We start from the raw sequence: 13,316 nt of genomic DNA, 5'->3' as shown, positions 1-13,316 counted from the left end.
TAACCCCGTCAGGCATGATTTTTTTGAGAAATAAATGCGGGGTCCGTTTGAATTTTATTAATGTGTATAATCTGTTTGTCTGAGTTTATCTGCAGCAGTAGCCACGGTACCTGTTCGGCAGGTAAGGGGCGGGAGAAAAGATATCCCTGCAGGTAATCGCAGCCGAGTCGGGTGAGAACCGCCTGCTGTTCTTCCGTCTCGATCCCTTCTGCCACCACATTCATCTCCATGGTCCGGGCGATACTGATAATGGTTTCAACCAGCTTGTAGCTTTTTTCATTTTCCAGCATCGACGTGACAAAGCTTCTGTCGATCTTGAGTTCTTTTGCTGGCAGCACGCTCAGCATCAAAAGGTTGGAATAGCCCGTCCCAAAATCATCAATCGAGACAACGATCCCCTCGTGATTAAACGCATTGAGCAACTCAATGCTGCGGTCCAGATTTTTAAGCGCGGTGCTTTCCGTTACCTCCAGAATCAGCCGGGACGGAGACAAGTTATATTTTTCCAGCATCGACGAGACGATCTGGAAAATATCAGGCTGTTCAAACTGGATGGGGGATAGGTTGAGAGACAGCGTCCACTGGCTGAAACCTTGCTCAGTCCAGAAATGAAGCTGTCGGCACGCCGCTTCAATGGCCCAGTTACCTACCGGAATAATTAAGCCCGTTTGCTCCAGAGAGGGGATAAACAGATTAGGCAATACAACCCCTTGCTCAGGATGCCGCCAGCGCAGAAGGGCTTCAAAACCGTGAATGGTTTTCTCTCCGGCATGCCAGGTTGGCTGGTACCACAGTTCAAACTGATCGCGCTCAAGCGCCTGAGAAAGCTCCTGCAGGAAACCGGGTTTTGCCGGGATCGCCGTTGACATCTCGGTCCGGTAAATCGCCCAGCCGTTGCGGCCATATTCCTTGACGCGATGTAATGCTGCATCCGCCTTGAGCTTCAGCTCATGCAGCGTTTCGCCGTCCTGAGGATAGAGGCTGACGCCCGCGCTGATCGTCGTGCTTAACGTATGTCCGCAGACGGACAGAGGGCGTCGCACATCTTCAAGCAGCGCGGTGACCAGCGCGTTGAGCCTGTCGTCGTCACATTCCGGCACCAGCAGGATAAAGGCGTCGCCTCCGAGCCTTGCCAGGGTCATCTCGCGCGTGAGCCGGGCCGTGATGCGCTGCGCGATCGCGATCAATAGCTCATCACCGACGCTGTGACCCCACGTATCGTTAACGCGTTTGAAGTGATCGACGTTCAGGAAAATAACCGCAAATGGCTTCTTGCTCAGCAGCGCGCTGCGCAGACAATCCTGCATGCGGAGATCCATCTGGTGGCGGTTTGCGAGCCCGGTGAGCGCGTCAAAACGCGCCTGTAGCTCAAGCTGGCGGTTGAGCTGATGCAGATTATCCGTCAGCCGGTTGGTGCGCCGGTGGGAATCGATCAGTGAAATGATTAACATCACGCCGAGCAGGCAGAGCGTGGTGACCGAAACCCAGATGGATAACCCCAGCTCGCCGATCCCGCCCGGGAGGGTATGCGCCATTTCCTGAAACTGCGCGGCACTCATGCCGGTATAGTGCATCGCACAAATGGCGGCACCCATGATGAAGGCCGCGAGAATGCGATTGATAAAGACGCCTTTGTGTTTATCCCGCAGTCGAAAAGCCAGCCACAGCGCCGTGCCGGAGGCAACAACCGCAATAACCACGGACAACCCCACGAGGCGGCGATCCCAGATGATGCTGCCATCCAGCATCAGGGCCGCCATACCGATGTAGTGCATCGACACCACGCCAGCGCTCAGGATTGCCGTGGCAAAGATCAGTCGAAAGGGAGAAAGTTTTTTGCCCGCGACGGCAATATTAAGTGCCGTGGCCGATGCAACCACCGCGACGCCCAGTGACGCAAGGGTTAACCAGAGGTCGTAGCTCATCATCATGGGCATTTGCATCGACAGCATGCCGATAAAGTGCATCGACCAAATGCCAATGCCCAGCGTGACCCCACCGGCAATGCGCCAGAACAGGGCAGCCTTTCGGCTGGAGAGGGGGATCTTTCCGGCGCTGTCCAGCGCCACAAAGGAGGCGATAAACGCCACCAGATAAGAGATAGCGATTAACACAGGGTCCCACGATATATTGAGCATTATGCAATCCCACGCCTGAGAGGGTTACCGATTTCGCCTGCCGGGTACATCTTTATCGGGCAACGAACATGCGCATTCAAACCATATTAGTTATTTATCGTGAAAAATGACCAGTCATATTAATACTCTAAAAATTATTAAGAATATAAAATATATTCTCTCGTTAATATATTAAGCATTGCTAAACAAGAACGAATAACAGTAGCAAAGCTCCTTAAATATGAAGGCGATCGTATCGTCTCACCGCGGGCGATACTATCGCTTAACATGGCTGGAGACCAGTATCACAGGATGCTGAGCAAAACATTTTCACTAATACACTCTTTTTATCTGACTTAACGTAAATCTCAGGATGCTAACGGCGAAACAAAAAACAAGCGTTGTTTGCGATGAAAAACTTTCGGGCCAATGCTATAAGTCTAAGTGCCGACCAAAATATAAAACGTGGGTATTATCATGCTAAAAAATATTAGTGTAAGGACCTTTATTATCGGGTTCCTTTTCTCTCTTTTTTTGGTAAGTGCAGGTGTCGTTGTTCTATTTTCCAGCAATGCGTCTCTCTTTATTTCGCTTAATGTCATCAATTTCGTTGCGCTATTTTTGCTCTGGGTCTATATGACGAAGTATCTTGTGACGCCGATCAATACGGTGAAGAGAAGTATTGAGGAGGTGACCGCAGGTAACCTTGGCGTCTCTATCCCAGAATTTGGCAATAACTGCGCGGGCCGACTCATCCCCGGCATAAACAGCCTTTCCGGCAATATTGCGACGCTGGTGCGTGAGATCAGGGCATCATCGCAAACCGCCATGACCTTATCGGACCAACTTTCGGCACGCAGCGCTCAGCTATCGGTGAAAACCGAGCAGCAGTCAGCGTCTTTGGTGCAAACCGCAGCCAGCATGGAGCAAATGGCCGCGAGCACCAAAAACAATGCCGATAACACCCGCCTGGCGAGCGAGCAGGCAAATGTGGCGACGTTACAGGCGCGTAAGGGCGGCGAGCTGATGGGGCAGGTCGCCAGCAATATGCAGTCCATTACCGAATGCGCGCAACAGATGACGGAGATTATTTCGCTCATTGACGGCATTGCGTTCCAGACAAATATCCTGGCGCTCAACGCGGCCGTGGAGGCGGCAAGGGCGGGCGATCATGGCAAGGGTTTTTCTGTCGTCGCGGAAGAGGTAAGAAACCTGGCACACCGCAGCGCGGAGGCCGCGAAGAATATCAAAACGCTGATTGAAGTCACCAGCAGTAACGTCACGCAGGGAGCCAGCGTTGTGTCACAGGCAGAGAAAAACATGCATGAAATCGTGACCGGCTCGGGAAATGTCAGCCGCTTAATGGACGACATTTCCGCGTCAACGTCAGAGCAGGAGAAAGGCATTTCTCAGATTACCCTGGCGCTATCGGAGCTGGAGCGGGTCACGCAAAGTAACGTGGCAATGGCAGAGGAACTCAACGGTTCGTCTGATGTACTGCGTAATCAGGTGATTGAGCTGCAGACCCGAACGCGTAATTTCAGGCTCGAACAGTCATCCTTGTCCTCATCATCTGGCGGCTCGCCATCCTTCCTGCAGCGGCCAGAGCACTCGCTCTGACAGCACCTCAAAGCCTGGCATGCCAGGCTTTTTTTACGCCTCTGGCCAGAATGTATAATTCCTGAGCGATTTCAGCGCGATGGGATACATAGTTGTTGCTTAACCCCTGATGAAAGCTAGACTGACACCGAAGAGCTAAAAAGGTGGAGGCGCTGTGGAAAGCATTAAAGGATCTGAACTAAACGTTCCAGACGCAGTTTTTGCGTGGGTGCTGGATGGTCGCGGCGGTGCGCGACCGCTGGAAGATAATGATGTGATCGATAGTGCGCATCCCTGCTGGCTACATCTGAACTACACCCACCCGGACAGCGCTGACTGGCTGGCCTCGACGCCGCTCTTGCCCAATAACGTGCGCGATGCGCTGGCGGGTGAAAGCCTGCGGCCCCGCGTGAGCCGAATGGGGGACGGGACGCTGATCACCCTGCGCTGCATTAACGGCAGCACGGATGAACGGCCGGATCAGCTGGTTGCGATGCGTGTCTACATGGACGACGGGCTCATTGTGTCGACCCGCCAGCGAAAAGTTCTGGCGCTGGATGACATCGTCAACGATCTGAAAGAGGGCACCGGGCCGGTCGACTGCGGCAGCTGGCTGGTGGACGTCTGCGACGCCCTTACCGATCATGCGAGTGAATTTATTGAAGAGCTGCACGACAAAATCATCGACCTGGAAGATAACCTGCTCGATCAGCAGATCCCGCCGCGCGGTTTTCTGGCCTTATTGCGTAAGCAGTTGATTGTGATGCGCCGCTACATGACGCCGCAGCGCGACGTGTATGCGCGTCTTGCCAGCGAAAGGCTCGCCTGGATGAATGACGATCAGCGACGCAGAATGCAGGATATTGCCGACAGGCTGGGGCGCGGGCTGGACGAGATTGATTCCTGTATTGCCAGAACGGCGGTGATGGCGGACGAAATCGCGCAGGTGATGCAGGAGTCGCTGTCGAGAAGAACCTATACGATGTCTCTGATGGCGATGGTGTTTTTACCCAGCACGTTTCTTACCGGGCTGTTTGGCGTGAATCTGGGTGGAATTCCGGGTGGCGCTTATCGCTACGGCTTTACCGCGTTTTGCGTGATGTTAGTTGTTTTGATTGGTGGTGTTGCATGGTGGTTGCATCGTAGTAAATGGCTGTAAATTTACGCTTTTTCCAGCTTTCAACGGGATCAAAACGCTCTTTTAATTGAGCGAAGTCAATAAACATCTACCCCGTAAGGTGCAATATTACTCCCGCAGGTGAATGCAACGTCAAGCGATGGGCGTTGCGCTCCATATTGTCTTACTTCCTTTTTTGAATTACTGCATAGCACAATTGATTCGTACGACGCCGACTTCATAGTCGGCTTTTTTTTGCCTCCTGATTCTCAGCGTCTACCCTAAAAGGGACGACAGCAAATTCTGGAGGGAATGATGAGTATCCTGAACGCTCTGCTACTGCAACAATCGCGTCAATCCGATCCCGTCCCCACCGATCCGGTGCCAATGCCCGATCCCATCCCGCGTCCGCAGCCGATGCCCGACCCGCCGCCAGATCAAGAACCGATTAAATTGTCGCATCGAACCGCGAGATCTGCGAGGATACGCGCCATCTGACCGCAAAGATGACCACGAGAGACTACTGTGACCGCTTTTTCTACCCTGAATGTTCTGCCCGCCGCCCAGCTCGATAACCTCAACGAGTTGGGTTACCTCACGATGACGCCTGTTCAGGCGGCCGCGTTGCCCGCCATCCTTGAGGGCCGTGACGTGCGCGTGCAGGCGAAAACGGGCAGCGGGAAAACGGCGGCATTTGGCCTTGGCCTGTTGCAGCACATCGATGCGGCACTTTTTCAGACCCAGTCTCTGGTGCTGTGCCCGACCCGCGAACTGGCAGACCAGGTTGCGGGTGAACTGCGTCGTCTGGCGCGTTTCCTGCCCAACACCAAAATTTTAACCCTCTGCGGCGGACAGCCGTTCGGCGCGCAGCGTGATTCACTTCAGCATGCGCCGCACATTATTGTCGCAACGCCCGGCCGCCTGCTGGATCACCTGCAAAAAGGCACCGTCTCGCTGGATGCGTTACAAACGCTGGTGATGGATGAGGCAGACAGGATGCTGGATATGGGCTTCAGCGATGCAATTGACGAGGTGATCCGTTTCGCCCCGGCCGATCGTCAGACGCTGCTGTTCTCCGCGACCTGGCCGGAGGCCATCGCCGCCATCAGCGGGCGCGTGCAGAAAAATCCGCTTACCATTGAAATCGACAGCGTAGATGCGCTGCCCGCTATCGAGCAGCAGTTCTTTGAAACCTCGCAGCAGGGGAAAATTTCGCTCCTGCAGAAATTGCTGAGCCAGCATCAGCCTGCGTCCTGCGTGGTGTTCTGTAATACCAAAAAAGACTGTCAGTCGGTCTGTGATGCCCTGAATGCCGCCGGCCAGAGCGCATTGTCGCTGCATGGCGATCTGGAGCAGCGCGATCGCGATCAGACGCTGGTCCGCTTCGCTAACGGCAGCGCCCGCGTTCTTGTCGCAACCGACGTCGCTGCGCGCGGTCTGGATATTAAATCCCTGGAGCTGGTGGTGAACTTTGAGCTGGCGTGGGACCCTGAAGTGCACGTGCACCGTATTGGCCGTACCGCGCGCGCGGGAAACAGCGGTCTGGCGATCAGCTTCTGCGCGCCGGAAGAGGCGCAGCGCGCCAACATTCTCTCTGAGATGCTGCAGATTAAGCTGAACTGGATGAATGCACCGGCCAGCGCCAGCATTGTGCCGCTGGAGGCTGAAATGGCGACGCTGTGCATTGATGGCGGTAAAAAAGCCAAGATGCGTCCAGGTGACGTATTAGGGGCGCTGACCGGGGATGTGGGTCTGGACGGGGCGGATATCGGCAAGATTGCGGTCCATCCGGCGCATGTCTACGTAGCGGTTCGCCAGGCGGTTGCCCATAAGGCATGGAAGCAGCTGCAAAACGGGAAAATTAAGGGTAAAACCTGTCGCGTACGTCTGCTGAAATGAAGAATGAAGCGTCTCAGAAGGTGTTTCTGAGACGCTAATCGCTTACTTCACTTCAAGCACGTTGAGACGCAGCTCTTCAAACTGATTGTCATCTTCTTCCGGCTGCCAGCCCGCTGGCTGCATGGGAATATCTTCCCGATCAAACGCCAGGTCTCCGCCGTTCACAACTTCTGACTCGTGGTTGATGCCTTTAAAGTCGAACAGCTCCACATCCGCGAGATGGGAAGGGACAACGTTTTGCATCGCGCTGAACATGGTTTCGATACGCCCTGGATAACGCTTATCCCAGTCGCGCAGCATGTCGCCAATTACCTGACGCTGCAGGTTCGGCTGAGAGCCGCACAGGTTACATGGAATGATCGGGAAACCTTTAGCCTGAGAAAAACGCTCAATGTCTTTTTCGCGGCAGTAGGCGAGAGGGCGGATCACAATGTGCTTGCCGTCATCGCTCATCAGCTTAGGCGGCATGCCTTTCATCTTGCCGCCGTAGAACATATTGAGGAACAGCGTTTGCAGGATATCGTCGCGGTGATGGCCCAGCGCAATTTTGGTCGCGCCCAGCTCCGTCGCGGTACGATACAGAATGCCGCGGCGCAGACGAGAGCAGAGTGAGCAGGTGGTTTTCCCTTCCGGGATTTTCTCTTTCACAATGCCGTAGGTATTTTCTTCGACGATTTTGTACTCAACGCCCAGCTTCTCGAGGTATTCCGGCAGAATGTGCTCCGGGAAGCCCGGCTGTTTCTGGTCAAGGTTGACCGCCACCAGGGAAAATTTCACCGGTGCGCTTTGCTGAAGATTACGCAGGATCTCCAGCATGGTATAGCTGTCTTTACCCCCTGACAGGCAGACCATGATGCGGTCACCTTCTTCAATCATGTTGAAGTCTGCAATGGCTTCGCCCACGTTACGGCGCAGTCGCTTTTGCAGTTTATTCAGGTTGTATTGCTCTTTTTTGTTAATCTCTTGATTCTGTTGCATTTAGTACTACCTTCGGAGCCAGCAGGGGCAAATATTGTATGCCGCGTATGGTACGGATTCCGGCGGCGAATACCAGCACGTTTTACAGCTGCGTTAAATCTGGAGCCCTATAATGATTCACATCATGCAGGCTTAAGGGTAATGGCTAGTGATGCCGGGGTGATGCGTTATATCGACAAGGGTAGCTTTAAAAAGCCTGACAAACCTGGGAGGGCATCAGAAGGGTGCAGGCTCGCTGGGATAAGTATCACTTTTATCTCAGCTTACAGCACCTCAACCAAATCAAATTCTTCCGCGATCAGTTCCATATCTTCAGAAAAATGGCCTTCGCGGAAGAAAAATCGCTGATGCTCTTTCTGCCAGTATTCAAGGCTTAAATCGCCTTCACCCTCTTTGCGAGCGAATTCTTCATTTACATCGCAAAAACGCACCAGCCGCATTGAAACCAGCCGGATCACACAGACCGGGACATTCTGGCCATCAAGAATTATGTTGTAGCTCCCCATCCGCGGAGCAGACACATCCTGCGCGTACGAGGCAAAAGATCCGCAGGTGGCCGTTTTGATTCCTTTTTTAATAAGGTCCGCAAGCACGCTCGCCATTTCCGGGCCGTCACCCATTTGCCAGGCCACTGCGCCTGGGTACTTCATTTTTAATTCTTCAACCTGAACCATTCAAATCCCTTCTTAACTCTTAACCAAAAGAATCGGAATAGCGGTTTTAGCATAAACCCCCTCGACTGTAGAAGCATAGTCGCCTTTCCTTGCATTTTTAGTTCAGGTGGGAAGGAAAACAAAGCGTTGCGCGTATTGCCCTGGTAAATATATCCTTACGAGGTTATCTGTGTGGTGAATCTGCTGTCTGCAGCCAGGCGCGTGGCTTTGAATATCAGTAACGAGTCACCTGGATGCAACCAGCACCACGCTTTTTCTTAAAATTTTATCCCATTGGAAGGGTTTAACGTGTTCAAGCTTATTTCATCTCTACTGGCAATTTTCCAGCTGTCAGGCTGTAGCTCCGATCTGGTTCTCAGTCCACCTAAGCAACCCGAATACAAGTCAATGCCTGAAATAACCCAGTCTGTGACGCCAACGCAACAGCGTGCCATCATGGCCGGCGAGCGGCCAGACTGGTCAGAAAGAACCCCGATCAATACAATAAAGCGATATTAATAGATACTTATCCACCAGGGCTGCCGTTCGGCGGCCTTTTGTTTCCCCTCAATCTGGTTTACGAGAACTTTTCTGACGCCTGGCATGGTAATTATGACGTTATCAACCATGCTTAAGGCAATGACAATTCAATCACTTCACCGTCGTTGAAGCGGCTACTTCACTTAAATCGAGAACCCTAAATGCGCCATGCATCTATCCCCGTAGCTGCAGCCACGACAATGTTTTTGCTAGGCGTTTTTATCATTAATTTACAGGTTTGGTATTCTGCACGGGCCGATAGCCTGGCAGAGGCGCATTACGTCGTGCGGAACATGAATGTTATTCTTAAAGAAGCTCGTCATGCGACTGAGATGGCAATGCAACTTGCCGAGAATGAGTGTGATGCTGAAGGGCAATATCGGCTGGGCACCGAGGCGGCATTACAGCCTCACCTGAGAACGATCGTTATTCTGAAAAATGATGCGGTCTGGTGCTCCTCGTTACCGGGAAACCGCGTATTGTTGGTCAACAGCTCAGTGCTGCCTGAGTCATCATTGCTCCTCGTCCCTTCGGCCAGTACCGTCAACGGTCTTCCGGTTCTCTTATATCAGACAATTCATGCCGGAAGCCGAATCATCGTTAGCATCAGCGATAGCCATATACGTGATGCACTGGATATGCCATTAAATGGCGTTGAATATTCCCTGAGAGTAGGCAATACGCTTTTAGGTCTGACAGGCGATGTGACGACGGCAGACCCTACGAATAAAGAGGTATTAACGGTAAAAGCCTCTACTTATCCTTTCTCGGTACAATTCACCTCTCCACCTCTTTTTAGCCTTAAGAGATTATTCAATCGAGCCGGAGGCGTGGTGTTATTCCTGCTGATAATATCGTCTCTCTCTGCTTATATTCTTCAACGCTATATTTCTAAGGATGTTTCACCCGAAGAGTCGCTACGCATCGCCATTTACAAAAATGAAATTATTCCGTATTACCAACCCGTTGTGAGCGGCAAAGAGGGAACCTTACGGGGTGTGGAGGTGCTGGCCAGATGGAAGCATCCTCAATCAGGATTTATTTCCCCCGCGTCCTTCATTCCTCTTGCGGAGAAATCCGGTTTAATTATTCCTTTGACTCAGAGCTTAATGAGGCAGGTTGCAATACACATGAATGCTATTGCGACATTGCTGCCGGAAGGGTTTCACGTAGGGATTAACTTCAGCGCTTCTCATATCGTTGTGTCCACCTTTGTTGAAGAGTGTCTCCACTATAAGCGCAGCTTTACTCAACAGGATCTTAACCTCGTCGTTGAAGTGACGGAGCGTGAACCGCTCGACATTGATGAACATCTTGTTAATACATTGAATGAGCTACATAACAACGGATTTGCCATTGCGCTGGATGACTTTGGTACGGGTTATTCCGGTCTGTCCTATCTGCAGGATCTGCATATTGACTACATTAAAATCGACCAGAGCTTTGTTGCCAGGGTTAACGCGAATGAGGACTCAACGCTAATCCTTGATTCGGTACTGGAGTTGGCCAAAAAACTCTCAATTAGCATCGTGGCGGAAGGCGTTGAAACAGAAGAGCAACTTGATTACCTCACACGCAATCATATCCGGTTTTTACAGGGTTTTTTCTTTTACAAACCTCTTCCTTTCAAGGAACTGGTCAAAGTTGTCTTGTCGAAGCCAAAAGTTAAGGTCAGGGTGGAATAATGTTTATTCGGTTGTTTCTGAGGAAATAAAAAGGGGGGACATCATCCCCCAAAAATGCAGACCATTATTATTTTAACCACGGTAATATTTTGTTATGTATTGACCGGATGGTCAAATTAATTGTTTTCAACATTGTTTTGGGTGTTCTTAAACGAATGGATGACTTTGAATATTAGCTGGCTAACGTTTAATTTGACTTTAATCAATATTGTCGCGCCCTCTTTAGATTGATGGATGCAATGATTATTGTTTTGTTAAAACAATGCGCTTACGCTGTGTTTTCGACGTAAGATGTTTCAGGTTAATTTTTTAAGAAAAAAATGCTAGCGGTCAACGCATAATGAAATAATGCTTACTTATTACCGCAGTTTAAATGTTAACCAGTAAAGGCCCGGGGCGCAGTTTGCATTTTAGAATAGCCGTCTCACTCTGAGATTTTCGTCAGTTAACGTATAATGCGTCATCCAACACTGCTAAACACCCCGTGGCTCGTGCTATGACCCTTAATCGCTTTTGTTATTTACTCCTGATTATCGCTGCGATCGGCAGCCTTCTTGCTACCCATTCTCTGGTCATGTGGTTTCTGGCGATCAACGTGTTGACGTTGTTCATGTATGGCGCCGATAAAATGGCGGCGCGGAAGGGGATGCGCAGGGTTCCGGAAGCGACATTGCTGGTATTTGGCGTGACAGGTGGCTGGCCTGGCGCCATTGTCGGCCAACAACTCTTTCGCCATAAAACCCAAAAGCAGCCCTTCAAAAGCTACTTTTTCATCAGCGTCGTCGTCAGCATCGCCATGATGGCGGCCGTTTATCATTTTTCTTCTTATTCTCTTTTATGAGCGTTGGCAGGGACTGCTGACGGTAAGGCATATCTTTAATTTACTCCTCCGTCACTGCCAATAGTAGTAGGACTATTCTTAAGTGGTTGCTGTTTTTTGCACAATCTGAATAATACGTGCAACAACACGGACGACAACATCCCATGAAAATAGAATCTCTTATTCTGGCAGTGCTGGTGCTCTTTTCTGCGCCTTCCTGGTCTGCTTTTCAGGAGCGGGAATATAATACCTGGTATATAAAAAATGCGGTTCTTTATGATATGACACAGACCTCGGAAGGTTTCCCGGTCATGGTGAGTGTCTCCCAGCCAGGAAGAAAATCCGCTAATTTACTGGTGTCCTATATTACTGAAGGCCGTTGCGGTGAGAAAAACCTGCCGCTAAATGTGAATGGTAAAGTACTGCCCGCCAAATATTATTGTGTTCAGGTAGGACAAAACAGAATTGAACATTTTTCAGTGGTTGATGCGGACAGCGTCAATAGCATGGTGACGCATTTAAAATCCGATTTCACGATCCTCCTGCAAAACGATATCAAGATTTGGGCTGCAAACATCAAAACGCCAAAGTTTGGACTGACGCCGAGATTTTAAATATGAAATGTCATTTCTCATGGCAGGCATTTTTCTCATCAAAGCAATTATTTACACAATAATAGTGTCACTATGTTACTAATCAAAATAAAGAGTAAGTGGCCCTGTTTTTTTACATATTTAAAGAGATTGTATGCTAAACGGTACGAAACCGCATAAATAATCCTTTCTGAAATTATGGATAAAGCTCACTACCAGACTTACGCTTGCTAGCGAATTTAAGTTGTTCAGCGCATCTTTACTGGTAAGGAGCAGAAAATGTCACAACGTAATAGTCTGGATTTGCTAAGCCGTAAAGAAGGAATGTGTTTGTTAGAGCAAAGCATGGGTTTTGTCTGGCAGGCAGCACTTCGGGCTGTCGCGGTATTAGGCGTTGCAGATCTTCTGGTTGAAGGAAAGAAATCCGTTAAGCAGCTGGCGAAGGAGCTTAATGTCGATGGCGACTATCTTCATCGAATCATGCGCTTATTGTCTTCGCGTGGGGTGTTCAACGAATTATCCGAAACGGAATACGGTCTTAGCCATTCAGCTCAATTCCTGCGTTCCGATCATGAATTTTCCTTACGGGCGGCAGTTCTTATGTTGACAGACCAAACATTCTGGCAGCCAGCGGCTAGAATGGATGAAATATTGCAAGGCAAACCTGTTTTTAATTCATTGTTTGGCAAGCCTTTTTACGATTACTGGCAGCATGATGACACGGTGACGGGAAGCAACATTTTTCATGCTGGTATGGCCTCTATGTCATCCGTAGAAAATGAAACTATTACTGGTAGCTATTCATTCCCTGAAAACGCTGTCGTTGCCGATATCGCCGGTGGGCTGGGTAATTTATTGCTGGCAATTTTACGTCGAAATCCGACCTTGACAGGGATCTTGTTTGATCAAAAAGACGTGCTTGAGCGGAACAGACTTTCACTATTGAATGATAATCGCCGATGGAAGACCGTAGAGGGCAGCTTTTTTGAAGCCTGTCCTGCAGCGGACATTTTTTTACTTAAATATATTTTGATGGACTGGCCTGATGAGAAGGCGATTCAGATACTTCAGTGCTGCAGAAATGCAATGAAAGATAACTCCCGATTATTAATTTTTGAACCGCTTATTAAAAAAGAAAATAATCAGCAGGGACGATTTGAAATTGACCTTCTTCTGTTAACAAGCTTTGATGGCGGGCGGGCAAGAACAGAGCCTGAGTATCAGGTCTTGTTTGAACAGACCAATTTGAAGCTGAACAAAATAATAGATACCGGTTCCTATCTGTCGATTTTAGAAGTCATACCTGTCTGAACTT

The 13,316-nt window shown here is 50.1% G+C and carries 11 protein-coding genes and 1 pseudogene; 8 read left to right on the top strand and 4 right to left on the bottom strand.

All coding sequences use genetic code 11. The annotated features are described in order from the left end of the window. Positions 1–8 precede the first annotated feature (8 nt). The gene (locus IM317_RS06620; protein ID WP_033145707.1) at positions 9–2,138 is read right to left on the bottom strand and encodes a bifunctional diguanylate cyclase/phosphodiesterase; all 2,130 of its coding nucleotides are present in this window, start codon (positions 2,136–2,138) and stop codon (positions 9–11) included. Between the two features lie 456 nt (positions 2,139–2,594). Here IM317_RS06620 and IM317_RS06615 point away from each other — a divergent pair, with 456 nt between their 5' ends. The 4 genes from IM317_RS06615 to dbpA all read left to right on the top strand — a co-directional run bounded on the left by IM317_RS06615 (position 2,595) and on the right by dbpA (position 6,732). Further along, positions 2,595–3,737 (top strand): methyl-accepting chemotaxis protein, encoded by a 1,143-nt coding sequence (locus tag IM317_RS06615; protein ID WP_060568764.1) that lies wholly within the window; start codon positions 2,595–2,597, stop codon positions 3,735–3,737. A gap of 154 nt (positions 3,738–3,891) precedes the next feature. Continuing rightward, positions 3,892–4,875 (top strand): zinc transporter ZntB, encoded by a 984-nt coding sequence (gene zntB, locus IM317_RS06610; RefSeq protein WP_033145705.1) that lies wholly within the window; start codon positions 3,892–3,894, stop codon positions 4,873–4,875. A 282-nt stretch (positions 4,876–5,157) separates the two neighbouring features. Further along, complete coding sequence (locus IM317_RS24170; RefSeq protein WP_305089335.1) at positions 5,158–5,331, top strand: hypothetical protein; 174 nt, start codon at positions 5,158–5,160, stop codon at positions 5,329–5,331. A gap of 27 nt (positions 5,332–5,358) precedes the next feature. Beyond that, positions 5,359–6,732, top strand: coding sequence for an ATP-dependent RNA helicase DbpA (gene dbpA, locus IM317_RS06605; protein WP_033145704.1), 1,374 nt, complete (start codon positions 5,359–5,361; stop codon positions 6,730–6,732). A gap of 42 nt (positions 6,733–6,774) precedes the next feature. Here the strand turns inward: dbpA and ttcA are convergent, their stop codons facing one another. The 3 genes and pseudogenes from ttcA to IM317_RS06595 all read right to left on the bottom strand — a co-directional run bounded on the left by ttcA (position 6,775) and on the right by IM317_RS06595 (position 8,384). After that, positions 6,775–7,710, bottom strand: a complete 936-nt coding sequence (gene ttcA, locus IM317_RS06600; protein WP_033145703.1) for a tRNA 2-thiocytidine(32) synthetase TtcA — start codon at positions 7,708–7,710, stop codon at positions 6,775–6,777. 35 nt (positions 7,711–7,745) lie between these two features. Beyond that, positions 7,746–7,817 (bottom strand): annotated as a pseudogene (locus tag IM317_RS23920) (hypothetical protein); the annotation flags it as partial. Positions 7,818–7,973: 156 nt separating this feature from the next. Next, the gene (locus tag IM317_RS06595) at positions 7,974–8,384 is read right to left on the bottom strand and encodes an ASCH domain-containing protein (protein ID WP_033145702.1); all 411 of its coding nucleotides are present in this window, start codon (positions 8,382–8,384) and stop codon (positions 7,974–7,976) included. Between the two features lie 680 nt (positions 8,385–9,064). Here IM317_RS06595 and IM317_RS06590 point away from each other — a divergent pair. The 4 genes from IM317_RS06590 (at position 9,065) to IM317_RS06575 (ending at position 13,312) form a co-directional block, all read left to right on the top strand. Next, entirely contained in the window at positions 9,065–10,588 is a 1,524-nt protein-coding gene (locus IM317_RS06590; RefSeq protein WP_033145701.1) for a cyclic diguanylate phosphodiesterase, read from the top strand. Between the two features lie 496 nt (positions 10,589–11,084). Next, positions 11,085–11,429, top strand: a complete 345-nt coding sequence (locus tag IM317_RS06585; protein WP_033145700.1) for a DUF1294 domain-containing protein — start codon at positions 11,085–11,087, stop codon at positions 11,427–11,429. Positions 11,430–11,572: 143 nt separating this feature from the next. Then, on the top strand, positions 11,573–12,022 hold the full coding sequence (locus IM317_RS06580; RefSeq protein ID WP_033145699.1) for a hypothetical protein: 450 nt from the start codon (positions 11,573–11,575) through the stop codon (positions 12,020–12,022). Between the two features lie 258 nt (positions 12,023–12,280). After that, positions 12,281–13,312 carry a methyltransferase gene (locus IM317_RS06575; protein ID WP_045143078.1) on the top strand — a complete coding sequence of 344 codons (1,032 nt, stop codon included), beginning with the start codon at positions 12,281–12,283 and terminating at the stop codon, positions 13,310–13,312. The last annotated feature ends 4 nt before the right edge of the window (positions 13,313–13,316 follow it).

It is taken from the genome of Enterobacter cloacae complex sp. S3 (assembly GCF_014930495.1).
GTDB lineage: Bacteria > Pseudomonadota > Gammaproteobacteria > Enterobacterales > Enterobacteriaceae > Enterobacter > Enterobacter asburiae_B.
Note: the sequence above shows the minus strand (reverse complement) of the source record. Positions and strands in the feature narration are given on the sequence as shown.

Bases quoted from the DNA above. Each gene is read 5' to 3' on its own strand.
- IM317_RS06620 (WP_033145707.1), bottom strand. From the start codon at position 2,138: ATGCTCAATATATCGTGGGACCCTGTGTTAATCGCTATCTCTTATCTG.
- IM317_RS06615 (WP_060568764.1), top strand. From the start codon at position 2,595: ATGCTAAAAAATATTAGTGTAAGGACCTTTATTATCGGGTTCCTTTTC.
- ttcA (WP_033145703.1), bottom strand. From the start codon at position 7,710: ATGCAACAGAATCAAGAGATTAACAAAAAAGAGCAATACAACCTGAAT.
- IM317_RS06595 (WP_033145702.1), bottom strand. From the start codon at position 8,384: ATGGTTCAGGTTGAAGAATTAAAAATGAAGTACCCAGGCGCAGTGGCC.
- IM317_RS06590 (WP_033145701.1), top strand. From the start codon at position 9,065: ATGCGCCATGCATCTATCCCCGTAGCTGCAGCCACGACAATGTTTTTG.
- IM317_RS06585 (WP_033145700.1), top strand. From the start codon at position 11,085: ATGACCCTTAATCGCTTTTGTTATTTACTCCTGATTATCGCTGCGATC.
- IM317_RS06580 (WP_033145699.1), top strand. From the start codon at position 11,573: ATGAAAATAGAATCTCTTATTCTGGCAGTGCTGGTGCTCTTTTCTGCG.
- IM317_RS06575 (WP_045143078.1), top strand. From the start codon at position 12,281: ATGTCACAACGTAATAGTCTGGATTTGCTAAGCCGTAAAGAAGGAATG.